Raw genomic sequence first — 23,928 nt, forward strand, 5'->3', positions numbered from 1 at the left:
TTGTGCCGTCACATTGATCATTGGGCGACTTCAAGTTCAGCCATACAAGCGAGCTTGCTCGCGATAGCGGTCTATCAGCCAACTTTGCTGTTGAATGTGATGGCCTCTTCGCGCGCAAGCTCGCTCCCACAATGAATCATTTTCTCAGGCCGCCTTCGGGTGGTTTTTTTTGCCGGAAAATCTTGATATCGATCAATGGCAGAAGCGCAGTTTGTCCGTAGTCTCCACTGCATATTGTGTTTTAAAGTTTATAAATATCTATATGTTGTGTTTGGAGGACGAATGCAGAGCACGCTGATCTCACTGGGATCCAACCGTTTGCACAAGCGCGATGGCAATCTGGTCGCCTTCGATGCAGACAAAATCCGTCAGGCGTTGATCGCCGCTGGCAAGGCAACCGGGGAGTTTGCCGAGCTTGAAGCCGAAGGCTTGCTCCATGCTGTATTGGCCCGGCTGGAAGGCTTGCCCAGGCTGCATGTGGAACAAATCCAGGATCGCGTGGAAAGGGTCTTGATGGACGCCGGGTTTTTCCTCGCCATGCGGGCCTACATCGTCTATCGCGAACAGCACGGACGACTGCGGCGTGATCGCCGGACCCTGGTCGAAGTCGCGACCTCCATGAACGAATACCTGGATCGCGAAGACTGGCGGGTCCAGGCCAACGCCAATCAGGGCTACTCCCTGGGCGGGCTGGTGCTGAACGTGTCAGGCAAGGTCACCGCCAATTACTGGCTCGACGAGGTGTACAGCGAGGCCATTGGCCAGGCGCACCGCGAGGCGGATCTGCATGTGCACGATCTGGACATGCTCGCCGGTTATTGCGCGGGCTGGTCACTGCGAACCCTGCTGCATGAAGGGCTCAACGGTGTACCGGGACGGGTCGAAGCCTGTCCGCCGAAGCACTTGAGCAGCGCCCTGGGGCAGATGGTGAATTTCCTCGGCACATTGCAAAACGAATGGGCTGGCGCTCAGGCTTTCAGCTCGTTCGACACCTATCTGGCGCCCTATGTACGCAAGGATCAGCTGAGTTATCCAGAGGTGCGTCAGGCGATCCAGGAGTTCATCTACAACCTGAACGTGCCATCGCGCTGGGGCACGCAGACGCCTTTCACCAACCTGACGTTCGACTGGGTTTGCCCGCAGGATCTGCGCGAACAGATCCCCATCATCGGCGGTGAGGAAATGCCGTTTGCCTATGGCGACCTGCAAATCGAGATGGATGTGCTTAACCGCGCCTATATCGAGGTGATGCAGGCCGGTGATGCGAAAGGGCGAGTGTTCACCTTTCCGATCCCGACCTACAACATCACCCATGACTTCCCCTGGGACAGCGAAAACGCTGACCGCCTGTTCGAGATGACGGCGCGTTACGGCTTGCCGTATTTCCAGAACTTCCTCAATTCTGATCTGCAACCTAATCAGGTGCGCTCGATGTGCTGCCGGTTGCAGCTGGATGTGCGCGAGCTGCTCAAGCGCGGCGGCGGTTTGTTCGGCTCGGCGGAACAGACCGGCTCGCTCGGCGTGGTGACCATCAACTGTGCGCGTCTGGGCTACGTGTTCAAAGGCGATACCAGCGGGTTGCTCAAACGTCTGGACACGCTGATGGAGCTGGCGATGGAGAGCCTGGAGGTCAAGCGCAAGGTAATCCAGCACCACATGGACGCCGGTTTGTATCCGTACACGAAGCGGTATCTGGGTACCTTGCGCAACCATTTTTCCACCATCGGGCTCAATGGCCTGCATGAAATGCTGCGCAATTTCACCGGCGACGAGGAGGGCATGCACACCGAGCATGGCCGCAAATTCGCCCTGAATCTGCTGGACCATGTGCGCGCCACGTTGCTGCGCTTCCAGGAAGAAACCGGCCACATGTACAACCTGGAAGCCACGCCCGCCGAGGGCACGACCTACCGTTTCGCCAAGGAAGACCTCAAGCGCTACCCCGACATTCTTCAGGCCGGGAGCCTCGCGGCGCCGTATTACACCAACTCCTCGCAACTGCCGGTGGGTTACACCGACGACCCCTTCGAAGCCCTGGAGCTTCAGGACGAACTGCAATGCAAATACACCGGCGGCACAGTCCTGCATCTGTATATGGCCGAGCGGATTTCCTCGACCCAGGCCTGTAAGCAACTGGTGCGCAAAGCCCTTGGGCGCTTCCGTCTGCCTTACCTGACCGTGACCCCGACATTCTCGATCTGCCCGGTGCACGGCTACCTCGATGGCGAGCATGAGTTCTGCCCTAAATGCGACGAAGTCCTACTGCTCAAAGAACAGCAAGCCGGCCTCGTTCACTGATTTCGATCCACTCAACCGCAAGGAGCTTCACCATGACTGCATCGCAAACCCTGCCCCAGGCTCAACGTCAACGCTGCGAAGTCTGGACTCGGGTGATGGGCTATCACCGCCCGGTTTCGGCGTTCAATCCAGGCAAACAATCCGAGCACCGCGAGCGGGTGCACTTCACCGAAAGCGCGGCGCTGGCCGGGCGCCAATGAGTCGAATGCTGCGGGTCGGGGGCATGGTGCCCCTGACCACTATCGACTATCCGGGACAACTCGCCTGCGTATTGTTTTGCCAGGGTTGCGCCTGGCGTTGTCGTTACTGCCATAACCCGCAGTTGATCCCGCCGCGCGGCGCGGACGAAGTGCCGTGGTCTGAGGTAATAGGCTTTCTGCAGCGCCGTCAGGGCCTGCTGGATGCCGTGGTTTTCAGCGGCGGTGAACCGACCCTGCAAGACAGCTTGCCCGACGCCATGGCCGACGTGCGGGCGATGGGTTTTCGCATTGGTCTGCACAGCGCCGGAATCAAGCCGGCGGCGTTCGCCAAGGCGCTGACCGGTGCCGATTGGGTCGGCTTCGATGTCAAGGCGCTGCCTGAGGATTGCCAGGCCATCACCCGGGTCGCGGGGAGTGGCACGGCCAATTGGCGCAGCCTCGAACATCTGCTGGCCAGTGGCGTCGACTACGAATGCCGCACCACCGTGCATTGGCATCTGTTCAAGCCCGAGCGCCTATTGATCCTCGCGCAGCGCTTGAACGCACTCGGCGTCAAACACTTTGCCGTGCAACTGGTGCGTACCGAGCGGATGTTCGACCCTCTATTGCCGAACGTTTCGGCACAAGCCTTGCTACCCGATCTTTGGGCAAGCCTGCGCGAGCTGTTTCCAGCCTTCGTGTTACGGGGATAGTCGAGGCTGCGGATCAGTTTTCACCAGTGACACCCACCATGATTTTCAAATGCGCTGCCTATGGGGCAGTTGTCAAACAGGGAGCATTTGATATGGCTAAATTATCTACGGCACAACGCATCATCATCGGTTTTGCAATTGCGCCGCTGGCCCTGATGGGCATGGCGTTTTACGCGTTGCACGATCTGGCAACGCTCAAGGAACAGGCAGTGGTCATCGTCAAACAGGACTGGCCGAAAATCGAGCCGATCCTGGTCATTGCCACCGGCGTGCGCGATAACGCCAGGAACACCCGGGATTTGCTGATCGATAAAGACAACCAGCAAGCGCAGCAGTCCATCGACACCACCAAAAAACGCATCACGCAGGCCCTCGAAACCCTTGAGCCGCTGTTCTATCTGCCCGAGGGCAAAGTCACGTATGCCACGCTGAAAAAGAACCGCGAGGCCTATGTCGCGGCGTTTACCCAGGTGCAGGTATTGATTCGGCAAGGGGCGTTCGACGATGCCATGACCCAGCTCAAACAAAAGGTCGTGCCAGCGGAACTGCAGGTCTACAAGAGCCTGGATGAGCTGATGGCGCTGCAAGGAAGGATATTCGCCGATCGTGAACAGGCGGCGCAGGAACTCTACAGCGATGCCCGGCGCAACATGCTCGGCCTGTTTCTGTTCTGCCTGGCGCTGGTTGTCGCCGCCGCCGTTGCTGTCACGCGCAGTGTGACCCGGCCGCTGGGCGGCGAGCCTGACGCTGCGGCGCGGGTCTTGAGCCAGATCGCCCAAGGCGACCTGACGACTCCGGTGCCGGTGAGTTCAAGTGTCGATGGCAGCGTGATGATGAACATGCACCAGATGCAGCAGAGCTTGAATGCCATGGTCAAGCACATCGCGACCTCGGTTGATCAGGTAGCCAGCTCCTCGGAAGAACTGAGTGCGGTCAGCAGCCAGACCAGCAGCAACCTGCAATTGCAAGGGCTGGAGATTGAGCAAGCGGCGGCAGCGGTAAACCAGATGACGGCGGCGGTGGATGAGGTGGCGCGCAATGCGGTCAGCACCTCCGAGGCTTCGCGGCAGTCCGAGCAAACCGCGCAACGCGGCCGTGAGCAGGTTCAGGAGACTGTGGTTTCAATGGGCGAGTTGGCCAATGGCGTGGCTGACACATCAGAGCGCATCGAGCAGCTGGCTGGTCGGGTGCAGGACATCAGCAAAGTATTGGATGTGATTCGCAGCATTGCCGATCAAACCAATTTGCTGGCGCTCAATGCGGCGATTGAAGCCGCGCGGGCTGGTGATGCGGGACGCGGTTTTGCCGTAGTCGCCGATGAAGTGCGTGCCCTGGCCCATCGCACTCAGGTGTCCACACAGGAAATCGAGCAGATGATTGGCAACATTCGTCAGGACACTGGCCATGCCGTGACCGCCATGCACAGCAACAGGACGCTGGTGCGCGCGGCTCTTGAAGTGGCGCAACGCTCGGGCGACGCGCTGGACGAAATCACTCGGTCGATCTCGCAGATCAATGAGCGCAACATGATGATTGCCAGCGCCACGGAGGAGCAGGCATTGGTCGCGCGTGAGGTGGATCGCAACCTGATGGGGATTCGCAACTTGTCTGAACAGGTCTTGCTGGGGGCGCAACATACGCAAACCGCCGGCCTCGATCTGGCGCAGATGGCCGGGGCGTTGCACCAGACAGTGGCGCGCTTCAAGGTCTAGTTCCACTTGAACAGGGCAGGGTGGGTGGTTGGATCAGGGCGCGGGGATAATCAGACCCAACCCCAGAATTGCAACCACCAGCCCAATCCGATCAGGCCGTTGGCGAGCAGCAGACAAATGCCGCCGGACAGACGTCGCGCCAGGCCAGGACCTTCGGGGTTCAGGCGCTTGCAGCCCAATAGCAGGCTCCAACCCATCGCGGCGATCAACAGGCAGGCTCGGGCGGGTTGCACCCACTCCAGCAGCAGACCTTCATAGCGCAGCAATTTCACGGTGGTGGCCGACAACCCAAGAAATAGGCCTGCACCGCCAAGGGGCGTGAGCGTCAAGGCCAAGGGCCAATACAGTGCAGGATCCTTCGCCAGTCGCGCCGTCACCTGCAGCAGTATCAGCAACGTTGTGCCGAGCAGCAGCGAACTAAGGCTCAGATAAACCACAATGCTGAAACCGTCCAGCCAGCTGAAGCTGTCGTTGAGCAGCGGGTAATGGGTGAGCAGCCACCACGGCGCGTCATCCTGCAACGCCCAGAGCTGATCGTGTTCGACCAGCCATTGGGCGAGGGTTTGTTTGAGGGCGATGAACCAGGGGCTGACGGTCCACTGAAACGCACCCATGGCCAGGCCGATCACGCCAAACAGCAGTAACCGCGCATCCCAATGGGACAGCGTCTGCGCCGTGGCGTGAAGAATCTCCTGGTTACTGGAGCGGGCGATCAACTGGACTGCGCCGCGTTGCCCGCTGCAGCGTCCACAGGCATGGCAATCACTGGCGCCCCGCAGGCGGCGAATATCCAGCAGCGGCGCGCAGTTGGGCGGCGGCAGGCGTGGCGCGGCATTTTCCATCCAGCGTTGCTCATCGACCTGAAAATGCACGGGCGCCAGGCGGGCGAGCAGGGCGAACACCCCGCTGACCGGGCACAGATAACGGCACCAGACCCGTTTGCCCCGGGCAAACAGCAGGCCGACGCCAACCGCCGCGACGGTCGACCCGCCCAGTATCAACAACGCTGCCTGGGCGTAGTCGTAAACGCTGATCAACTGGCCATAGAGTGTCGTCAAGCAGAACGCCAGGGTTGGCCAGCCGCCCCAGCGCAACCAACGCGGCACGCCCAGGCCTTTACCGTAGTGGCTGGCCCATTCGCTGAGGGATCCTTCCGGGCATAAAACGCCGCACCACAGCCGCCCGAACACCACAATCGACAGCAGCACGAACGGCCACCAGAGCCCCCAGAACAAAAACTGCGCGAACAGGGTCAGGTTGTCGAGCATCCGCGCCTGGCTGTCCGGCAGCGGCAACAATGCCGGGATCACCAGCAGCAGCGCATAGAACAGTACGACGACCCATTGCACGGCGCGAATGAGGCGCGCGTGGCGACGCATGCCGTCACCCGCGCGCTGCAACCATCGATTGCCCCAGCTCAGGTCGGGCATGGCAGGTTTTCCGCAGTGCGTTGCCGTAACCAACTGCCGACCACCAGCCAATAGCCGACCCACACCAGCAAGGTCATGCTACTGGGAGTTGCCCGATAACCGGCAAAACCGGCCAGAAAACTGCCCAGCCCATGGCTGTCGCTCAACAGCGCGCTGCTGTCCCAAAGTGCCTCGCCGACGAGACCATAGACCCATTCCGGCACATCAAGGGCCAGCAGTTGGCCGTTGATCCGCTCGCTGGCGCTGACCAGCAGTGCCGCGCCAAGCATGAGCAGGATGACTTCGCTGATCGCAAAGAAGCGCTGCCAGGACATGAAGCGGCGACTGCCGTGCAACAGGCCGATGGTGAGCGCCGACAGCACCAGGCCGAATGCACCACCGACTGCGAATAAACCGAGCTCCGGGCCGCGTAAACGCGCGCCGGCCCCGTAGAGGAATACCACGGTCTCGCTGCCTTCGCGGCTGACGGCGAGCATCGCCAACACCAACAAGCCAAAGCCGCCGCGCCGGGCCAGATGGCTGTCGGCGTGGCGTCGCAAGTCATGCTTGAGCGTGCGCCCGTGGCGATGCATCCAGCCCACCATTTGCACCATCAGCAGACTGGCAATCAGCGCCAATGCGGCCTGGAACCATTCACTGGCTGAGCCGCTCATGGCCTCACCGGCAAACAGAATCAGCACCGCGAGCAGGCCTGAGAGCAGCAGCCCGAGCATCACGCCGCCCCACAGGAATTTGACCAGCCGATTGCCTTGGTCTTGCTGGCTGGCCCAGGCCTGGAGAATGCCGATCACCAGCAGCGCCTCGACGCTTTCGCGCCAGACGATGAACATTGATTGATTCATGGAAACTCCGTGCGTGGACGGGTTATTTGGCGAGGATGCCGCCCTCGGGCAGTTGCGGATTGAACTCGTCGAAAAAGGGATAGTGGCCGGGCCTGAGCGGGTGAATGACGACGAAGGTGGTAACGCCCGGAGACAGCACTTTTTCAACCCGCAACGGTGTGCTCTCGAACTCGGCCGGCCCCTGACCCTCGTTTTTCAGGACGATCTTGAACCGCTGCCCGGCCGGCACCTCCAGCAGGGCGGGGGTGAAGTGGCCATCGCGCAGGATCAGTGGGTAGGTCAGTAGCTCGGCATGCACGGTCAGCGGCGCAACGGCTGCGGCAAGCATCAGCCAGGCGAGAGGCAGGCGTTTCATTCAATAGCCGCCTTTTTTTCCAATCCCGGCGTAGACGAATTCGTAGTGCAGTTCGCAGCGTTCGAACCAGGGCGCGACACCGGTTTCCTTGTCGGTATGACGTCCGAGGGAACCGTGACCGGCGGGTGGCAGGACAGTGAAGGTCAGTTGATATTTGCCTGGGCCCAGCAGCTTCACATTGTCGCCGTAGTGCGGGCCGTCATTGGCGACCATGGCATGGAAGTCGCCCTTGAGTTCGTCCGGGTTGCCAGCTTTTTTCAAGTTGAACGAGACATTGAGATAAGGCACGAAACTGCCTTCCTGAAAGCCCTGCCGATTGTCAGCGGTGGCCCGAATGTCGGCCTCCAGATGCACATCGGAATCGGCCGTGGCGCGCATCATGCCAGTCGGCGCCATCTCGATCGGTTGCAGATACACCGCCCCGACTTCCAGCCCCTGACACAGCTGCGGTTCCCCGATCGGGTATTCCTTTGCGTGAGCCAAGGGTGCAAGCAGGAGCAGGGCGAGTGAAAGGTGGGTACGCATAATGACTTCCTGAGCACTGACGAGTAGGAAGCCGAGTCTAGGAAGCTTTGCTGCGAATAATAATGATTGTTATCAAGTTTCGTGCAATTAAACCGCTGGTTCGTCACGCTGGCGAAAGCGCTGGGCGCGTTCGACGCTGTGAGCCATCTGCGCGGCAGCGTGGACGGTCAACGGATGCTGGGTAAAACCGGGTCTGGGAGAAATGTAGGCGGCCATTTCCCGGGCGACGGCGAGCTGGCGTTCGGAACCTTCGGCCAGCAGCGCGATGACCAGGTTTTCCAGGGCTATGACCCGGACACGCAAATGCACCAGTTCGGCATTGGTCAATTCCGGTGGAGCGGTGAACGCATCGCCCGCGACGGACTGTGCGGCGTTTTGATCATCCCATGTCGACAGGGGCGGATGGTCGGGTGCCTCAGCGTTCGGGAAGGGATTTTTATTGAGCATGAGCGACGTCTCCAAGTCTGATCAGCACTTGCAAGCTTAGCCCCAGGATCGCAATGGGGCGAGGCGAGTCGCTTGATGTCGAGATCTTGATATCCATCAAGGCTGACATTGCTTGCGGGCTGTAGGTTGGAAGGACGCCTCTCAATCAACGGAGAACGGCATGGCCAAAAACTTCCCCTCCAACCCCTCGCACCCCGAACGGATCTGTTGGGGCTGCGACCAGTATTGTCCGGCCAAGTCGCTGGCTTGCGGCAATGGTTCCGACCGTACGATGCATCCGGCCGAGCTGTTCGGCGAAGATTGGGACGTACCCGGCGACTGGGGTCTGGACAAGGTCATCGTCAGCGATAAAGTTCCGGATAAAGGTGTGTAGCTGGCCGACTGTTTAGGTCTGCTTTTCCCGCACAGTCTGGCCATGGGTTGAGATTAAAGAAGCGCCGGAAGTACAACCCTGGATGGCGTTGACGATCCACTCAGGATGTTGAAAACCGGCGGTTTACCGTGGGGGATCTGTCCACAGTGATCGCTGTCTGCGCCAGCAAAAGAGACTCTGACTCTGCTGCCTGCCTTGAATGCCCAGGCGGTGGGCAACAACGCCAGGCGAATCTGTTCGGCCTTGCCAGGTTGCATGGGCTCTGCGTCCTTGCGTGCAAGGCTGCGATAGGGCCAGGTGGTTTGGTAGGTCGAGGGTGGCGGCGATTCTTTACGCAGCAATGCCCTGAGTAACCCTTCCGTGACGTAGCGCTCGCTGCCGTCGGCTTCAATCTCGCTGAGATAGACGAAAATCGCTGCGTCAGGCTGATCGCATTCCAGCCAGAATTCGGCGATGACGTGGCCACTCAGTTGCAGCCCTTGCGGCAACACTTCGGATGTGTAGCTCAGCAGTGCGTCGGTCCGACCTTGCCAGTCAGGGTAGTAGGTTCGGCTATCCACACCGGCGATACGCTCGAAGCGGGTTCCCTCACCGGTGCCGTGGCGGAAATCGACCTTGAATTGATCGCGATGCGGGTTTTGCTCCGGTTCTGCGGCCAGTACGTTTGCCTGGCCAAGATACAGTGTCGCGACATTCCGGGTGGGTGGCCATTGCTCGGCTGCGCACCAGGTTTCATCGTGCATGCTGAAATAGTGCACAGGCGATTCCTGGTCCAGCCCGGTGTCCCTTTCATCAAGATAATGGTCAAAAAAGCGCAGCAGTTCCGGCATCAGACCGAACTGTGCGGTTTCTTCGACGCGCCAAGGGGACACATTGATGCGTGCGCCGTGGTCCCATGGTCCCAGCAGCAAATGATGGGGATTGTCTTTGAGGGTGAGAAAGCGCGAAATCGCACCGTTCATGTAGCCAGCGCCATCCATCCATCCTGAAACCGAGTAGATAGCGACATCGCTGCGCGTGCCTGCGCTGTAGGAGTGAGGGCTGAACGTGGCCGGGGTGAAGGTGGCATCGTAGGGCAGGCTGTCATCGCTGAAGCGGAACTCAGCCATGAAGTCGGTTTGCCGGAAGTTTGCCAGGTGCTGCTGAAGGGCTTCTGCGCACTGTTCGCCGCTCACGTCCTCGTCGACTGGCTGAGGGCCCTGAAAGTCAGGATGGTTGAAATAGGAGAACTGCTGCAGTACATCGCGCCGGTCGTGATCGAGGCCGATCATGATGTCGTCGTACAGTCGAGTCAGCGACTTGACCAGAATCCCGCCTGGATAGTAGTTGTCAGCGTAGGTGTCCCATACCGAGAAAAGCGGGGCGATAGCCTTTACTGCCGGGTGGCCTGTGCTTGCCAGAAAGTCCGCTGCGGCTCCCAGGTAAGACACGCCCGTAGCCCCGACACGACCATTGGACCACGGCTGGTTGATGATCCAGTCCACCACTTCAACAGAGTCGGCACGTTCTGCTGGGGAGCGGAAGCTGTCCCGGCTGCCGTAGCTGGCACCGGTGCCTCGCACGTCTACCACCACCACGGCGTAGCCATACGGCACGAATTGATCACGATAACGATAGGTGTTCGGGCTGTTTTCCTGAGTGGAGCCTGCAGCCAGTTTGAACCGCCTGTAATAGGGTGTGAACACCACGATAGTCGGGAATGTTGCGCTTGCTTCGGTTCCCGACTTCGGCTGCGGCAGGAAAATATCCAGAGCGATTTTGCAGCCGTCGCGCATGGCGATGTAGTGCGAAACTGGTTTGCCAGGCTTCTCGAAATCCTGGTTGCGCTCAGCCAGGTATTGGCTGGGAGCCAGCTTCCAGGCAACGCTGCCGCTATCTGCATCAGACATTCAGACACTCCACTACGGGTCATGAGTTATGACGCCGAGAGTGCGAGTTTTTGTTTGATGCGTAAAGTTCGTAATTTTAATAGTTATATGCGTTCTGCGCATGTTCTAGCGAGCGGGATACCCAGACTCAATCGTGGCGATGCGCTGATGTGCGTGCTCGCGAATGAGCGCGGCAAGCTCAATGACTGTTTTGCTGCGTTCCTGCCAGATCGGAAAGATAAACCCGTAATCAAGGGTTATTGCCGGCTCGAATGGACGCAGCACCAGTGGCACTTCGCTTGAAGTGGCGATAAAGGGGTCGGAGATGGCAACGCCCAGTCCACGAGCGGCCAGCTGGCAAGCGAGAATGCCGTTGGTGGTTTCAAAGCGAATCAGCGGTGGTGTTTCAAGATCGGCAATCAGGCGGGTCAAGGATTGGCGCACCACCGAACGCGGATGCAACGCGATCAATGATGCCCCTGACAAATCGTCGGCGGTGATGACCGATTTACTGGCCAGCGGATTTTCGGCGTTCATTGCCGCGACAACATTGACGCTGATGAACGGCTCCACTTCAAGCAGCGGATTGTCCAGAGGCAATACCGTAATGCCCAGGTCGAAGTTCTCCTGACCGACCCAGGTTTCAATGTCCAGGCGAACCCTGGAGTCGACACTGGCCGAAAATTGCTCTGAGCGCTGGGCCATGATCGCCAGGGCATCGTTGACGATCGAGTTCGACAGATGCGGAGCGGTCAATACCCTGACGTGATGATTCTGTCTTGATTTCAGCCGTCCAGCCAGTTTCTGCAAGGACTCCTGGCTGGCCAGGTGGCGGTCGACCTGACGGTAAAAACTCCATCCATCGGGAGTAAGGCTCAGGCGTTTCTTGCTGCGATGGAACAACGTGAAACCCACCTCCTCCTCCAGGTTCGCCAGCAGACGGCCGACTTGGGGTTGGGTGCGATTGAGGCGCACAGACGCCTGGGTGACCGACCCGGTTTCGACGAAAGCGCGTAGCGCTTCAAGCCCTTTTGTGTTCAGCATCGCTATCCCCGAGTATGCGTTTTTCGCATGTATAGCAAGAAATTACGCACTTTACACAGGTTTTTCTAAGGGCCATGCTCGTCCCATAACTATTAGGGACATGATCCCAAGGCCCGTTTTATCGGGCCAATATCTTCCAGAGCGAAGATCGCTTGCTTACACGCTGCCGCCAATCATAAAGCTAAAGGCTTCCGTGAAGGAGTATCGCCATGCGTTCCTGTTTACCCGTCCTGCTGCGTTCAATCCGCCCATTCTGTTTTCGGATTTCGGGCCGTGAGTCTGGAACTCACGCACTTCGAACTCATTCCTGATCTTGCGGCCAACGGTTGCCGCAAAACTGACTTGCCTACGTTTTAGTCATAGTGAGGGACATCGTTATGTCCAGTGTCGCCACCCCATCCACCGCCGCCCAAGCCGTGCCCGAGGTGCGTCGCAAGGTGCGATGGTCCTTTGTGTTGCACCGCGCTTTTGTGGTGCTGATGTACTTTTTCATGCTCAGTCCGCTGATTTTTGTCGTTTGGATGAGCTTCTTCGTCGATTCGATTCCGCACTTTCCGCCTTCGGGCTACACACTGAAATGGTATGAGAGCGCCTGGCAAAACGCCTCGTTCATGAATGGCTTGATCCTGAGTCTTCAGGTAGCCGTCGTTGCAGCCGTATCCGGCGTACTGCTCGGCCTGGCGGCAGCATTGGGGATCGTCAAGTACCGGTTCCTGGGCAGCAAGCTCGCCAACACGTTATTGCTTTCGCCATTGCTCATCCCCGGAATTGTCGCGGGGATTGCCATCTATCTGTTCTACATGCGGGCCGAAAACGCGCTGGATACCGACATCGTGGGTACGTTCGGTGGATTGGTCGCCGCTCACATCTGCCTGACCATTCCGTGGACTGTACGGCTGGTTTCAACCGGCATGTCCGGCCTGGATCCTTCCATAGAAGAAGCCGCACGCAATCTGGGAGCTTCGGGCTGGACGGCATTTCGACGTATCACCTTGCCGATGCTGCGGCCTTCCATCGTGGCTGCTTCGCTGTTCTCGTTCATCGTCTCATTCGAAAACCTGGAGCTTTCCCTGGCATTGGTCGGCCCCGGCAAAACGACCTTGCCGATCGCAATCATGCAGTACCTCGAATTCAATCTGGACCCGACGATTGCTGCGGTGTCGGCGGTTCAGATCTTGTTGCTGGGCGTCATCATGCTGGTGACCGACCGTTTCGTAAAACTCAGTCAAGTGGTGTAGCACGATGTCCAACGTCTCTATCAATCAGTTGAAGAAGCAGTTCGGCGACGCAGTCGCCCTTGAGGATTTTTCTCTGGAAATCGCGGACGGCGAACTGGTCGCGTTTTTGGGCCCGAGCGGTTGCGGTAAAACCACCACACTCAGAATGATCGCCGGTTTTATCGAACCTACGGCGGGCAGCATTCATATCGGCGAAACCGATGTCACCCACCTTCCGGTACACAAACGCAATACGGGCATGGTGTTCCAGCGCTATGCGCTGTTCCCGCACATGACTGTGGCGCAGAACGTGTCTTTCGGCCTTGAGATGCACGATGTTTCAGGCAAAGAGCGCGACAGTCGTATTGCCACGGCGCTGGATATGGTGCGCATGTCGTCGTTTCGGGATCGCTATCCACGGCAGCTGTCGGGCGGCCAGCAACAGCGAGTTGCCATTGCCCGGGCGCTGGCGATTCAACCCAAGGTTTTTCTGCTGGATGAGCCGCTGTCCAACCTCGATGCAAAGCTGCGGATTGAGGTCCGTGAAGAGATCCGCACCCTGCAACAGGATCTGGGGCTGACAACGGTCTTCGTTACTCATGATCAGGAAGAGGCGTTGGCCATTTCTGATCGTATGGCAATCATGTACAACGGGCGCGTCCAGCAAGTGGGGACTCCCAAGGAACTGTACGACGCGCCGGGCAACCATTTCGTCGCTGACTTTCTGGGCCGCATGAGTTTCTTCAAGGGCAGACTGGTTGCCGAGGGTCAGTTCGTCAGCGATGCCGGAACCAGCATTCAGGTGCAAAGCACACAACCGGTTGGTCGGGTCGGCATACGTCCGGAACGCATCACGGTTGGCTCCAGCCCGGAGAGCGAAAACGTTCTTGGCGGTGTTGTCGAATCTGCCGCGTATCTGGGCTCGCTGATCGATATCCGCCTGCGCCTGCCCGGAGGTGATGCGCTGAATTTCCACCTCGCCAATAACGCATTGTCGACGACCACGACGATATCGCCAGGCACTTCACTTGTGGCGTCGTTTCGCGCAAGTGACTGCGTTCTGTTCGCGGACTAAGGGCGAAATCATGAGTAACTCTGAGCAATTGACCGGTGCCAGTATCGCGTTTCCAGCGTCCATCGTGGTGCTGGGAATCATCGTCGTGCCGCTGTTTTTGATGCTGGGATACAGCTTCAATCATTTTGATCCCGTTGAACTGATGCAGGAAACCTTCACGCTGGAGAACTACGTGAAGTTTTTCGGCGATGCTTACTATCGCAAAGTCTTCATGACCACCTTGGGGGTGGCCGCCATATGCACAGTCATGGCTTTGGTCCTGGGGTTTCCGGTGGCGTATTTCCTTGCCAAGACGCAAAGCCGCTTCAAAAGTCTGTTTATTGTGTTGCTGGTGTTTCCGCTGATGGTCGGCAATGTGGTGCGGGCCGCTGGCTGGATGGTGATTCTTGGCAACGTGGGGGTCGTGAATGCGACGTTGATGTGGCTGGGCGTAACGGATGAGCCCATCAAGTTTATGTACACGCCGTTCGCCGTCATCATCGGTACCACGGCAGTCGTGATGCCCTACATGATTTTGACCTTGCAAAGCGTGTTGGAAGGCATCGACTTTTCGGTTGAGGAAGCTGCGCAAAATCTGGGTGCGACCTTCGCCACCACATTTCGCCGCATCGTCCTGCCCATTGCTGCACCCGGAGTTGCCGCCGGGACCATGCTGGTTTTCATCCTGTGCATGAATGCCTATGCCACGCCGGTACTGCTGGGCGGCACCGGGTTGACGATGATGGCTCCATCGCTTTATGACCAGATTTCCAAGGCGTCCAACTGGCCTTTTGGTGCTGCGATGGCATTGGTATTGATCGTTACCACGCTAATCCTGGCCTCTCTGTCGAACTGGCTCATTCATCGCAACTACGTCAAGACGATGGGGGCATAAGCCATGAACCCTGCGCTCTTCGACTCTTTCATCAACCTGCTACCCCGGCTTGAGCAGCAGCTCTCACAAGGCGTGGGCCATCGCTATATGACCGTGCTTGTCTACGACGACCTTGCAGAGGCCGAGCGAGTATTCAGCAGCAACCCGGCGGTCTACCCAGCGACCGGCCGCAAGTCCTTCAAGCAAGCACCGATCATGGCGCGGGTGCGTGACACAGGTCGTCCGTATGTGGCGATGGATCGTCCAGCGTTGATTCGGGATTTCCCGGACCATGAAACGATTTTTGCCATGGACTGCGGATCCCTGGTGAACCTTCCGATCCGCATCGCCGGTGAAATCGTCGGCCAAATCAATCTGCTGCATGAGCAGCATTTCTACACCGAACACAAGGTCGAGTCAGCCCTGAGGATTGTGTCCATGACAGTCGCTGAGTGGGTATCGATCAATCCGACATCGCACTCAGCCGCCAAATGAATCAGGTCACTGCACGTTAATCAATCTGGAGCCCGCTATGTTTGATATTTCCCGACGTACTCTATTGGGCGGTGCCGTGGGCGCCGCCGCCATGCTCGCATTGCCACGCTTTGCCCTCAGTGCCTCGGGTGCCCCCGTGGTGGTGGGAACCTGGGGGGGTGACTACGGCGATTTGCTGCGCCAGGGCGTTGACGTCCTGTTGCAATCCAAGGGCATCGAGGTCATCCAGAGTATTGGATCTCCCACCGAGCGGCGAACCAAATTGTTGGCCGAGCGTCAGTCGCGGCGCGGCTCCATGGACGTGTGCTGCCTTGCAGATTTTGATATGCAGGCGGTTGCCCAGCGCGACGCTCTGGAAAGAATCGATGCAGGGGCTGTACCCAATCTCGCCAATGTCCTTCCGTTCCTCAAACAGGACTTCTCGGTTCCGCACATCTACTCTGCCCATGTCATTGTCTACAACACTGAAAAGGTCCCGGTGCCTCCTCAGTCGTTTGCCGATCTTTGGGACCCGAAATATCGGGGTAAAGTCGGCCTTTCTGACTTCCTGTTCAATACCAATACGGCTATTGCGGCGGTTGTCGGCGGCGGCTCCATGTCTGATTTCGGACCTGCCAAAGGCAAGCTGGAAGAGTTGCGCTCGCTGGATGTGAAAATCCTGCCTTCTACAGAAGCGGTTGCCGCAGCGCTGAAATCCGAAGATATCTGGATAACGTTGATCTCCCTGGCGCGTGGCTACATGTGGCGTAAAGCGGGTATGCCGCTGGCGCATGTCGTTCCGAAAGAAGGTGGTTTCCCTAATATCTATGGGATTGGGGTGCCGAAGAACTCGCGCAACAAGGACAACGCACTCCAGTACCTGAATGCAGTATTGGACCCTCGCGCTCAGTTGGCCTTCGCCGAACGGATGGGCTATGTGCCCACGGTCAGCAATGCAGTACTCCCTGACGAGCTAAACAAACAGATCAACTTCACCGAAGCAGAGCGCGATCGCATGCTCAAGCCTGATTATGCTTACATCATCGAACACCAGTCCTCGATGCTTGAGGTGTGGAACAAGACATTCAAGGGCTGAGTTGATTGAGGCTAGTTGCTACGCAACTAAACCGGGAGGCGCCCACGGCCTGTGGGCGTGTGACGGGTATTTAAACCCCAAGCCCAAACCTGAAGTTGCCGAATTTCCAGTCCGGCGAACTCTTCTGGTAGCAGCCTGGCTGGTTGGCCGGTGTTGCGTCGCAGGATATCTTCCCTACTTTGCTGGAACCCTGGCCTTCACCGGTGCCGCGTTCGCTGTACACGGCGCAGCCACCGAGCGTCGGCAACAGGAATGCCAGGGCAAGTATCAGATGCTTCATATGTCCTTCCTTAAACATAAATGGTTGGGTATTAGAGCATATCCATACGATGCATCCTCGTTTGCCGCGTAAGTCTGTCTAGTCCCGAAATAGGTCTACGCGTTGCTTTAGTGGGAGAGGACTTGTCCTCGAAGGGATTGGCAGGCAATGAAGCACTGTCAGGCAGATTGAGGTTGGCCAGGCTGACTCATCGAGGACAAGTCCTCTCCCACAATGACGGGACAGTCTAAAGAGAAAAACTCCCCGGTATTTCACCTCGCATCAAACAACTGCCGGATAAGCCTGGGTGTGCTGCCGGTCCAGCGCTTGAATGAGCGGCGAAAGTTTGCCGCGTCGTTGAAACTCAGGTATTCGGCCACTTCTTCATTGCTGAGTCCTTTGATCTGATAGAGGTAGAGCGCCATATGCTTGCGCACCAGATCGACCTGGTGCTGAAAGCCGGTGTCGTGTTTTTGCAATTTGCGTTTGAGGGTGGCCGGGCTCATGGCGAAATGCTGGGCGGCCTGCTCCAGACTTGGGGCTTCACGTACGTGGGTTTGCAGGTAGCGGTAGATACAATCCAGAAAGCTGGAGGAGAAACCCAGTTGGTTTATGTGGCCCTGCGCTTCCTGTCGGGCGACCTGTCCTGCGGTGGCCGACGCGCCAGGCCAGGGAAGTGTGAGAAAGTCACGGGAAATGCGCATCATATCCATGGGCCGTTTGAATTCGGTCTGCTCGCCCAGGTGCACCCAGTACTGCTCGACATAGCGTGGCTCAGCATGGCTGAAACTGCACGCCCAAGGCAGACGCTGCCCGCTCAGCCACTGACTCATGGAGACCAGGGAAGTCATGCTGGCCTCCAGCAGGAAACGCCACTGGTCACCCGCGCCGCAGCTGTCCAGCCAGTAAAAATAAGCGTGTTTTTCATCCACCAGTAGCCGCGGTGTCGCCAGCGGGCTGAGCAGCGCTTGCTGTTGCACCAGTGTGTCCAGTGCGTGATGCAAGTTTTGCGCGTGGCGCAGCGCATGGCTGGCTGCACCGTAATGGCCGGGCAGCAGACGTTGACCGAACAGGAAGCTGCTGTCATCGGCATCCAGCAGACGCCGGCTATTGCCGATCAACGCCAGAAATTGCTGCGGGCTCAGGCGGGTCTGACCCGCCAGGATGTCTTCATGGAACAGCCCGGTACCGCGCAACAGGCGATGGCTGTCAATGTCACGGGACAAGGCCAGGTCAATCAGCGTCGCTGGCTGATAATGTCCGGGGATGAAGCGGCTGTCGGTTTCGTACCAACCGGTTTTAAGCGTCATGACCAAGCCTCAGGCAATCTTCGACAGCGTCTGCTTGCTTCGCGCAAGTGCCATGTTGAGGCGCTTGAGTAGAACCTCCGTGGACTCGTTCATGGCCATGACCACAGCCGTGCTTGCTGACAACTGCACGCGCTCGCCGTGTTGCCGGGTTTTATGGGCCAGGCCGTGGACCGCCTGTTGCAGTTCCTGTGCGACCAACCGCGCCTGGTTCTCACCGGTGTTGGGCAGCAGCACCACAAAGCGGTCGCCTGCCAGGCGGCAGAGCAGGTCCTGACGGCGCAGATTGAGCAGCAGCAAATGACTGATAGCTTGCAGCACTGCGTCGCCTTCGGCATGCCCGAAGGCTTGATTGATCGACGCAAAACTGTCCAGATCCAGTGCCAGCAAAGACAGCGGTTGCTGTTGGCTCTGGCTTTCCACGAGACTGGCGTCAAGTTCGCGTTTGAGATGATCGGCGCTGCCCAATGGGGTGAGCTTGTCGAACAGCCGGTGCTCGCGAAACAGCCGCTCGCGTTTTTCCATCTGCGAACTGATCGCCAGTTGTTCGCGATGCCAGTGATAGATGCCTATGGTCAGCAGGATCATGCCGACCGGCATTGGTCCGGATTCCAGCCAGTGATCCCAGGTGAGGGTGTCGGGCAGGTGGATGAATTCGTCGAGGCTGTCGATCCACCAGGAGAAAAAAATACAGCTCAGGCCCAGCATCAGATAGTTGGTGACCCTGCCTGCGGGCCGACTTTTCATCACCAGGGCCAACCAGACCAGTGCCAGCAGTGCTGAGCCTCCTTCGCCGACGATGTCCAGCCATACCCATTCGCTGACCGGTTTGATGTCGCCGAAGGCTAGATATACGAGCAATCCCAGATTGGCCGCAAGCAGTAGAACACCGAGTTTCCAACGATGAGGTTTGAGCACGGTGAACATGGTCGCGATCCTTTTGGCGTAGAGGCAATGCGCGCCAGCACAGCAGATGTTTGTGACAGTTGGGCGACTTCACGAAAACCAATGGAAAGGTCGAATCAGCTCATCGAGGTGTGCGTTTTTTTGTCCGTGAGTCGGCGCAGGCCTCGCCAATAGCCGGTGCTGGCTCGCCGCGAGTGAGGAAAACCCCTGACAGCCAGGTCATTTCAGCTCACTTTGCCTTGTTCGCGGCCTGCAAAGAGCCGAAACCCGCCGATTACGACGCTTGCCCCCAGGCACTGTCACAGAATTGTCATTGCCCCACCCTAGCTTGCCCTCCCAGTTGCCGGGCCGCTTGCCTGGCGTTTGGGGGGGAGCACTATGTACCAGCGCAGCAATCACCAGCGCCGCAGTACCGCCGGGATCGTCAGATTTACGCTGACCGCTTTGGCCATGGCAATTGCCAGCGAGCGACTCAGTGCCGCCGAAAGCACGGAGAACACCGAACACGTCCAGGTCGTCGGCCAGGCCGCCAGCCTCGATCAGGCGCTCAAAGAGCAGCGCAGCTCTGACAGTATCAAGAGCGTGGTGCATGCTGATGCTGTCGGGCAACTGCCGGATGAAAACGTAGCCGAAGCGGTACAGCGCTTGCCCGGGGTCAGCGTCGAGCGCGATCAGGGCGAGGGGCGCTTTGTCAGCGTTCGGGGCCTGGGACCGGATCTCAACAGCGTGACCATCAACGGTACGCTGGTGCCATCGCCGGAAAGCGAGCGTCGCGCAGTGGCGCTAGATGTCTTGCCCTCGGAACTGGTGCAGTCCTTGTCGGTGACCAAAACCCTGACCCCGGACATGGACGCCAACTCTCTGGGCGGCACGGTGGATGTGAAGAGCCTCTCGGCGTTCGATCACAAGGGCCTGTTCTACACCGGTAGCAGCGAAGCCAGCTACGACAAAAACACCCGCCAGACCAGCCCCAAGTTTTCCGGCGCCATCAGTAATCGGTTCAGCTTTGGTGATGGTATCGACAACTTTGGCGTCGCAGCGGCCCTGAGCTGGCAGAAGCGCGATTTCGGTTCGGACAACGTCGAAACCGGCGGTGCGTGGGATTTTGACCGAGGGGCGAAGCTCGAAGAGTTCGAGCAGCGCGACTACGACATCAGCCGCAAACGTGCCGGTGGTGGTGTGAACTTCGATTACAAGCCGGACGACACCAGCAACTATTACCTGCGCACCTTGTACAGCACCTACAAAGACAGCGAGACCCGAAACGCCGCCAGTATCGAATTCGCTGACCCGCAGGTAGCAGGGGAACTGGCCGATGCCGAGGGTTCGCGCCATCTCAAACAGCGCACGGAAACCCAGAAGATTCAGTCCTACGTGTTTGGAGGCGAGCGCATGTTCGGGCTTTGGACGTTAAGCGGTCAGGCTGGTTACAGTCGCTCCGGCGAAGACAGTCCAGGGCATATCGCCGATGCCACTTTCTCTGGCAATAGCGACTTTGCCGACACCGGTTACTACGACAACGACAAACCACGGCCAATCATCGGCGCGGCGTTTTACAACCCTGCCAGTTTCACGCTCGATCAGGTCGAGTGGGAAAAACAGAAAACCACTGATACCGAGAAAAACGTGCGCCTGGATCTGGCCCGGGATTACGACTTCAAAGGCTATGCGTCGCAGGTCAAGTTTGGGGGCAAGGTCAGCCGTCGCAACAAGGACAACGATCTGGAGTCCTGGGTCTATGAAGATTTCGATACGCTGGGGTTAACCGATGAGCAGCTCAGCCTCACTCGGTTCCAGAAAGGCACTGTCGATTACCGTCTCGGCAATTATGGCCCGGGTATCAGCGGCAGCGCGATCAAGAGTCTTGTCGGTGGCCTGAATCGCGCGGATTTCTATGATGAGGAAGAGTCCACAGTCAATGACTTCAAAATCAGCGAGGACATCAACGCGGGTTACCTGATGAACACCATCGATATCGACGACTGGCGGTTCATCGCCGGTCTGCGGTACGAGGGCACCGAACTGGAAGCCAAGGGCACCGGTGTCACTGACGGCACCTTCACGTCTACCGACACCAAGAACAGTTATCACCATTGGTTGCCGGGCCTTCATGCTCGTTATCAGTTGGACAAAAACACTCAAGTTCGCGCTGCCTGGACCAAATCAGTAGTGCGTCCGACCTTCGGCCAGTTGGCTCCGGGCTTTGCCATTGATGGGGACGAAGCGACTTTTGGTGATCCGAGCCTCAAGCCGCTCGAGTCGAGCAATCTCGATTTGGGCATTGAACACTTTATGGGGCATGCCGGCACCGTTTCGGCGTTCGTGTTCTACAAGGACATCAAAAACTTTGTCTACAACACCGATCTGGCTGGCTCCGGCAGCTGGACGGATTTCTCCGAAGCCCACACTTTTGCCAATGGAGACAGCGCCAAATTGTACGGCCTGGAACTGGCTTACTCGCAAAAATTCGATTGGCTGCCAGCCCCCTGGAACGGCCTGTTGATGGGGGCTAACGCTACGTTCAGCCGCTCTGACGCGAGCATCAAGGGGTTTGATCAGGCCACCGGCACTCAGCGCAAACGCGACATCAGTCTGCCCAGTCAGTCCGACACCGTCGGCAACCTGATGGTCGGTTGGGAAGATGACAAACTCAGTCTGCGTCTGTCGGCCAACTACAAGTCCGACTACCTCTACGAGCTGGCTTCAATCAGCGACAAGGCCCATGACCTCTATGTCAACGACCAGACGTTTGTCGATTTCAGCGCGCGCTATTCGCTGACCAAAAACCTGCAAGTCAGCTTTGAGGCTCAGAACCTCACGGACGAGCCTTACTTTGTCTCTACCGGGCGTGGCACCTACAACGCCCAGTACGAAGAGTACGGTCCGACTTACAAGCTCGGCCTGACCTTTACCCACTTCTAATACAGTTGTGGCGGCGACGCTTGGAGGATTTGTCTGTTGATGAACACTTTTTTACCCAAGGCCAGCATCTTGGCGATGTTGCTCGGCCTGGCCGCCGGAACAGTTGTGGCGGCTCCGACAAGCCCTGCGCTGAAGCTGCAACTCTGGGCGCAGGGGCAAAATCTCAAGCTGGAGACGCTGGCATTCCTGCCCGAAAATCTGGGGCCTGAGCGGCTGGCTGCCAGCGAGCGCGACGGCTTGTTATTACTCGATGAGCACGGCAAGGAGTTGGCACGTTTGCCGGGTTCGTTCGGCAGCCTGGATCGCCGTGCTGCTGGCCAACAGGTGTTGGTCGCCAGCCTGGACAACGATCGCCAGCAAGCGTTGTTGGTCAGTCTTGATCCACGCGGCCGCAGTTGGGGGCAGCCGATGTATCTGCCCACTCGGGACTTCCCGGTGAACGGACTGTGCCTGTATCGCGATGAGGCCAGTAATCTGTTCCTCTTCCTCGTCGGCGAGGAGGGCAAGGGTGAGCAGTGGCTGGTGGGCAGCGACGCAAAATTGCTGACCCGGCCGGTGCGGGTGCGGGGGCTGCCGTTGCCACCATCAGCGCAGTTCTGTCAGGTGGATGACGCGGCTAATCAGCTGTTTGTAAATGAAGAAAACCTTGGCTGGTGGGCGTATCCGGCGCATCCGGAAGCGGATGTGGTACGCGAGCCTGTCGCGCTTCGCACACCTTTCGGTGACATCAAGCAATCCGCTGGGGTGATGGCGTTGGTGCCGGGCGGCATCGTCGCGCTGGATCCGCAAGCCGCGCAACTGCATCTCTACCAGCAGCAGGGTGAAAGCTGGTCTGCCAGGGCCAGTTTGCCGCTGCCAGGTCTGAAGGAGCCCGAAAGCCTGGCCGTGCGCCGTACCGCCAAAGGACTGCAGCTATTGGTGCGTGACGATGATGATGGCCGCTTGTATCAGGGTGAGGTGAGCTGGCAACCCGCTGAAGTGAACCTGCCGCCAGTGCTGCCGAATGTCGCTGCCATGAGTCAGAGCGATCCGGTTGGACGCCAGGGCGACGCGGCGGATGATCCGGCCATCTGGATTCACCCACAACAACCAGCCTTGAGTCGGGTGCTGGGCACTAACAAAAAGCAGGGGCTGCTGGTGTATGACCTGCAGGGCAAGCTGCTTCAGGAGCTGCCGGTTGGGCGTTTGAACAACGTCGATGTACGGCCGAATTTCAAGGCGGGTCAGCAAGTCATTGATTTGGCGGTGGCCAGCAACCGCGATCACAACAGCCTGAGCCTGTTCAGCATCGACCGCGCCACGGGTGAGCTGCATGAGGCCGGCGAGATTCCGACACCGCTGAACAACATCTACGGCATTTGTCTGTTTCAACCGGCCAGTGGTGAGCTCTACGCATTTGCCAATGACAAGGACGGCACCTTCCTGCAATACCGCCTGAGTGCGCCTGACGGCGCGGTTCGAGGCGAGTTGGTGCGTCAGTTCAAAGTCGACAGTCAGCCTGAAGGCTGCGTCGCCGATGATCAGCGTCAACGTTTGTTTATCGGTGAAGAGGACGTTGGCGTCTGGGCTGTAGATGCTCGGGCTGATCAGCCTGCGGCACTGAGCAGCGTAATCCGCGTCGGTCCGCAACTGCATGCCGATGTAGAAGGGCTGGCGCTGTACCAGAGTGATGCCCACGATTATCTGGTGGTTTCCAGTCAGGGCAATGACAGCTATCTGGTGCTGGATGCCGAACCGCCATTCGCCTCGCATGGCGCATTCCGGGTCGGGTTAAACGCAGAGGCGAGCATCGATGGCGCCTCGGAAACCGACGGTCTGGAAGTCACCTCGATGAACCTTGGCGGGTCTTGGGCTCAGGGCATGCTGGTGGTTCAGGACGGCCGCAAGCGCATGCCCGAACAAACCCAGAACTTCAAGTTCGTACCCTGGGCCGAGGTTACCAAGGCCTTGAAATTGCCCTGAGCAGATTTGTCATCACCCGGTCATCAATATTTCATTCGAATAGTTCCTGATCGTTGTCCATCGGCGGTCAG

The 23,928-nt window shown here is 58.4% G+C and carries 22 protein-coding genes and 1 pseudogene; 13 read left to right on the forward strand and 10 right to left on the reverse strand.

Features of this window, described 5'->3' with window-relative positions; translation table 11 throughout:
• The first annotated feature begins 282 nt into the window (after positions 1 to 282).
• The 5 genes and pseudogenes from CFII64_RS12385 (at position 283) to CFII64_RS30510 (ending at position 4,902) form a co-directional block, all read left to right on the forward strand.
• Positions 283 to 2,298, forward strand: a complete 2,016-nt coding sequence (locus CFII64_RS12385) for a ribonucleoside triphosphate reductase (RefSeq protein ID WP_020291119.1) — start codon at positions 283 to 285, stop codon at positions 2,296 to 2,298.
• A gap of 32 nt (positions 2,299 to 2,330) precedes the next feature.
• Entirely contained in the window at positions 2,331 to 2,498 is a 168-nt protein-coding gene (gene nrdD, locus CFII64_RS12390) for an anaerobic ribonucleoside-triphosphate reductase (RefSeq protein WP_017338867.1), read from the forward strand.
• The gene (locus CFII64_RS12395) at positions 2,495 to 3,190 is read left to right on the forward strand and encodes an anaerobic ribonucleoside-triphosphate reductase activating protein (RefSeq protein WP_229635520.1); all 696 of its coding nucleotides are present in this window, start codon (positions 2,495 to 2,497) and stop codon (positions 3,188 to 3,190) included. The genes nrdD and CFII64_RS12395 overlap by 4 nt, the downstream gene beginning before the upstream one ends.
• A gap of 92 nt (positions 3,191 to 3,282) precedes the next feature.
• A pseudogene (locus tag CFII64_RS30505) lies at positions 3,283 to 3,768 on the forward strand (MCP four helix bundle domain-containing protein); the annotation flags it as partial.
• A gap of 429 nt (positions 3,769 to 4,197) precedes the next feature.
• The gene (locus CFII64_RS30510) at positions 4,198 to 4,902 is read left to right on the forward strand and encodes a methyl-accepting chemotaxis protein (protein ID WP_371106435.1); all 705 of its coding nucleotides are present in this window, start codon (positions 4,198 to 4,200) and stop codon (positions 4,900 to 4,902) included.
• Positions 4,903 to 4,952: 50 nt separating this feature from the next.
• Here CFII64_RS30510 and CFII64_RS12405 read toward each other — a convergent pair whose 3' ends face one another.
• The 5 genes from CFII64_RS12405 to CFII64_RS12425 all read right to left on the reverse strand — a co-directional run bounded on the left by CFII64_RS12405 (position 4,953) and on the right by CFII64_RS12425 (position 8,501).
• Entirely contained in the window at positions 4,953 to 6,332 is a 1,380-nt protein-coding gene (locus CFII64_RS12405) for a 4Fe-4S binding protein (protein WP_020291122.1), read from the reverse strand.
• The gene (locus CFII64_RS12410; protein WP_020291123.1) at positions 6,320 to 7,174 is read right to left on the reverse strand and encodes an FTR1 family protein; all 855 of its coding nucleotides are present in this window, start codon (positions 7,172 to 7,174) and stop codon (positions 6,320 to 6,322) included. The genes CFII64_RS12405 and CFII64_RS12410 overlap by 13 nt, the downstream gene beginning before the upstream one ends.
• A 22-nt stretch (positions 7,175 to 7,196) precedes the next feature.
• On the reverse strand, positions 7,197 to 7,529 hold the full coding sequence (locus CFII64_RS12415) for a cupredoxin domain-containing protein (RefSeq protein WP_020291124.1): 333 nt from the start codon (positions 7,527 to 7,529) through the stop codon (positions 7,197 to 7,199).
• On the reverse strand, positions 7,530 to 8,054 hold the full coding sequence (locus tag CFII64_RS12420) for an iron transporter (protein ID WP_020291125.1): 525 nt from the start codon (positions 8,052 to 8,054) through the stop codon (positions 7,530 to 7,532).
• An 87-nt stretch (positions 8,055 to 8,141) separates the two neighbouring features.
• Complete coding sequence (locus CFII64_RS12425; RefSeq protein WP_020291126.1) at positions 8,142 to 8,501, reverse strand: hypothetical protein; 360 nt, start codon at positions 8,499 to 8,501, stop codon at positions 8,142 to 8,144.
• A gap of 160 nt (positions 8,502 to 8,661) precedes the next feature.
• On the opposite strand from CFII64_RS12425, the gene CFII64_RS12430 reads away from it, so the two are divergent.
• Positions 8,662 to 8,874: a DUF3079 domain-containing protein gene (locus CFII64_RS12430; RefSeq protein WP_020291127.1), complete on the forward strand. Its 213-nt coding sequence runs from the start codon at positions 8,662 to 8,664 to the stop codon at positions 8,872 to 8,874.
• Positions 8,875 to 8,927: 53 nt separating this feature from the next.
• Here CFII64_RS12430 and CFII64_RS12435 read toward each other — a convergent pair whose 3' ends face one another.
• A complete protein-coding gene (locus CFII64_RS12435) occupies positions 8,928 to 10,763 on the reverse strand; it encodes a CocE/NonD family hydrolase (protein WP_020291128.1) in 1,836 nt (611 codons plus the stop codon).
• Between the two features lie 105 nt (positions 10,764 to 10,868).
• Positions 10,869 to 11,786, reverse strand: coding sequence for a LysR family transcriptional regulator (locus CFII64_RS12440; protein WP_020291129.1), 918 nt, complete (start codon positions 11,784 to 11,786; stop codon positions 10,869 to 10,871).
• Between the two features lie 377 nt (positions 11,787 to 12,163).
• Here CFII64_RS12440 and CFII64_RS12445 point away from each other — a divergent pair, with 377 nt between their 5' ends.
• Genes CFII64_RS12445 through CFII64_RS12465 form a run of 5 tightly spaced genes read left to right on the forward strand, consistent with a single transcriptional unit; the run spans position 12,164 to position 16,501 of the window.
• Positions 12,164 to 13,024 carry an ABC transporter permease gene (locus tag CFII64_RS12445; RefSeq protein WP_020291130.1) on the forward strand — a complete coding sequence of 287 codons (861 nt, stop codon included), beginning with the start codon at positions 12,164 to 12,166 and terminating at the stop codon, positions 13,022 to 13,024.
• Between the two features lie 4 nt (positions 13,025 to 13,028).
• The gene (locus CFII64_RS12450) at positions 13,029 to 14,078 is read left to right on the forward strand and encodes an ABC transporter ATP-binding protein (protein WP_020291131.1); all 1,050 of its coding nucleotides are present in this window, start codon (positions 13,029 to 13,031) and stop codon (positions 14,076 to 14,078) included.
• A gap of 10 nt (positions 14,079 to 14,088) precedes the next feature.
• The gene (locus tag CFII64_RS12455) at positions 14,089 to 14,952 is read left to right on the forward strand and encodes an ABC transporter permease (protein WP_020291132.1); all 864 of its coding nucleotides are present in this window, start codon (positions 14,089 to 14,091) and stop codon (positions 14,950 to 14,952) included.
• A 3-nt stretch (positions 14,953 to 14,955) separates the two neighbouring features.
• A complete protein-coding gene (locus tag CFII64_RS12460) occupies positions 14,956 to 15,426 on the forward strand; it encodes a GAF domain-containing protein (RefSeq protein WP_020291133.1) in 471 nt (156 codons plus the stop codon).
• 37 nt (positions 15,427 to 15,463) lie between these two features.
• Positions 15,464 to 16,501: a PotD/PotF family extracellular solute-binding protein gene (locus CFII64_RS12465; protein ID WP_020291134.1), complete on the forward strand. Its 1,038-nt coding sequence runs from the start codon at positions 15,464 to 15,466 to the stop codon at positions 16,499 to 16,501.
• A gap of 70 nt (positions 16,502 to 16,571) precedes the next feature.
• Here the strand turns inward: CFII64_RS12465 and CFII64_RS12470 are convergent, their stop codons facing one another.
• The 3 genes from CFII64_RS12470 to CFII64_RS12480 form a co-directional block, all read right to left on the reverse strand.
• Positions 16,572 to 16,781, reverse strand: a complete 210-nt coding sequence (locus tag CFII64_RS12470; protein ID WP_020291135.1) for a hypothetical protein — start codon at positions 16,779 to 16,781, stop codon at positions 16,572 to 16,574.
• Positions 16,782 to 17,032: 251 nt separating this feature from the next.
• A complete protein-coding gene (locus CFII64_RS12475) occupies positions 17,033 to 18,070 on the reverse strand; it encodes an AraC family transcriptional regulator (protein ID WP_020291136.1) in 1,038 nt (345 codons plus the stop codon).
• A gap of 9 nt (positions 18,071 to 18,079) precedes the next feature.
• A complete protein-coding gene (locus tag CFII64_RS12480) occupies positions 18,080 to 18,994 on the reverse strand; it encodes a GGDEF domain-containing protein (RefSeq protein WP_020291137.1) in 915 nt (304 codons plus the stop codon).
• Positions 18,995 to 19,351: 357 nt separating this feature from the next.
• On the opposite strand from CFII64_RS12480, the gene CFII64_RS12485 reads away from it, so the two are divergent.
• Both CFII64_RS12485 and CFII64_RS12490 read left to right on the forward strand, forming a co-directional pair.
• On the forward strand, positions 19,352 to 21,895 hold the full coding sequence (locus CFII64_RS12485) for a TonB-dependent receptor (RefSeq protein WP_020291138.1): 2,544 nt from the start codon (positions 19,352 to 19,354) through the stop codon (positions 21,893 to 21,895).
• Positions 21,896 to 21,934: 39 nt separating this feature from the next.
• Positions 21,935 to 23,857, forward strand: coding sequence for a phytase (locus CFII64_RS12490; RefSeq protein WP_020291139.1), 1,923 nt, complete (start codon positions 21,935 to 21,937; stop codon positions 23,855 to 23,857).
• The last annotated feature ends 71 nt before the right edge of the window (positions 23,858 to 23,928 follow it).

This window comes from Pseudomonas sp. CFII64 (genome assembly GCF_000416235.1).
Taxonomy (GTDB): Bacteria; Pseudomonadota; Gammaproteobacteria; order Pseudomonadales; family Pseudomonadaceae; genus Aquipseudomonas.

What these genes read in the sequence shown, in the direction of transcription:
- nrdD (WP_017338867.1), top strand. Translation starts at nt 2,331, where the DNA reads ATGACTGCATCGCAAACCCTGCCCCAGGCTCAACGTCAACGCTGCGAA.
- CFII64_RS12450 (WP_020291131.1), top strand. Translation starts at nt 13,029, where the DNA reads ATGTCCAACGTCTCTATCAATCAGTTGAAGAAGCAGTTCGGCGACGCA.
- CFII64_RS12415 (WP_020291124.1), bottom strand. Translation starts at nt 7,529, where the DNA reads ATGAAACGCCTGCCTCTCGCCTGGCTGATGCTTGCCGCAGCCGTTGCG.
- CFII64_RS12425 (WP_020291126.1), bottom strand. Translation starts at nt 8,501, where the DNA reads ATGCTCAATAAAAATCCCTTCCCGAACGCTGAGGCACCCGACCATCCG.
- CFII64_RS12480 (WP_020291137.1), bottom strand. Translation starts at nt 18,994, where the DNA reads ATGTTCACCGTGCTCAAACCTCATCGTTGGAAACTCGGTGTTCTACTG.
- CFII64_RS12430 (WP_020291127.1), top strand. Translation starts at nt 8,662, where the DNA reads ATGGCCAAAAACTTCCCCTCCAACCCCTCGCACCCCGAACGGATCTGT.
- CFII64_RS12455 (WP_020291132.1), top strand. Translation starts at nt 14,089, where the DNA reads ATGAGTAACTCTGAGCAATTGACCGGTGCCAGTATCGCGTTTCCAGCG.
- CFII64_RS12460 (WP_020291133.1), top strand. Translation starts at nt 14,956, where the DNA reads ATGAACCCTGCGCTCTTCGACTCTTTCATCAACCTGCTACCCCGGCTT.
- CFII64_RS12485 (WP_020291138.1), top strand. Translation starts at nt 19,352, where the DNA reads ATGTACCAGCGCAGCAATCACCAGCGCCGCAGTACCGCCGGGATCGTC.
- CFII64_RS12435 (WP_020291128.1), bottom strand. Translation starts at nt 10,763, where the DNA reads ATGTCTGATGCAGATAGCGGCAGCGTTGCCTGGAAGCTGGCTCCCAGC.
- CFII64_RS12445 (WP_020291130.1), top strand. Translation starts at nt 12,164, where the DNA reads ATGTCCAGTGTCGCCACCCCATCCACCGCCGCCCAAGCCGTGCCCGAG.
- CFII64_RS12420 (WP_020291125.1), bottom strand. Translation starts at nt 8,054, where the DNA reads ATGCGTACCCACCTTTCACTCGCCCTGCTCCTGCTTGCACCCTTGGCT.
- CFII64_RS12490 (WP_020291139.1), top strand. Translation starts at nt 21,935, where the DNA reads ATGAACACTTTTTTACCCAAGGCCAGCATCTTGGCGATGTTGCTCGGC.
- CFII64_RS12405 (WP_020291122.1), bottom strand. Translation starts at nt 6,332, where the DNA reads ATGCCCGACCTGAGCTGGGGCAATCGATGGTTGCAGCGCGCGGGTGAC.
- CFII64_RS12475 (WP_020291136.1), bottom strand. Translation starts at nt 18,070, where the DNA reads ATGACGCTTAAAACCGGTTGGTACGAAACCGACAGCCGCTTCATCCCC.
- CFII64_RS12440 (WP_020291129.1), bottom strand. Translation starts at nt 11,786, where the DNA reads ATGCTGAACACAAAAGGGCTTGAAGCGCTACGCGCTTTCGTCGAAACC.
- CFII64_RS12385 (WP_020291119.1), top strand. Translation starts at nt 283, where the DNA reads ATGCAGAGCACGCTGATCTCACTGGGATCCAACCGTTTGCACAAGCGC.
- CFII64_RS30510 (WP_371106435.1), top strand. Translation starts at nt 4,198, where the DNA reads ATGACGGCGGCGGTGGATGAGGTGGCGCGCAATGCGGTCAGCACCTCC.
- CFII64_RS12470 (WP_020291135.1), bottom strand. Translation starts at nt 16,781, where the DNA reads ATGAAGCATCTGATACTTGCCCTGGCATTCCTGTTGCCGACGCTCGGT.
- CFII64_RS12410 (WP_020291123.1), bottom strand. Translation starts at nt 7,174, where the DNA reads ATGAATCAATCAATGTTCATCGTCTGGCGCGAAAGCGTCGAGGCGCTG.
- CFII64_RS12395 (WP_229635520.1), top strand. Translation starts at nt 2,495, where the DNA reads ATGAGTCGAATGCTGCGGGTCGGGGGCATGGTGCCCCTGACCACTATC.
- CFII64_RS12465 (WP_020291134.1), top strand. Translation starts at nt 15,464, where the DNA reads ATGTTTGATATTTCCCGACGTACTCTATTGGGCGGTGCCGTGGGCGCC.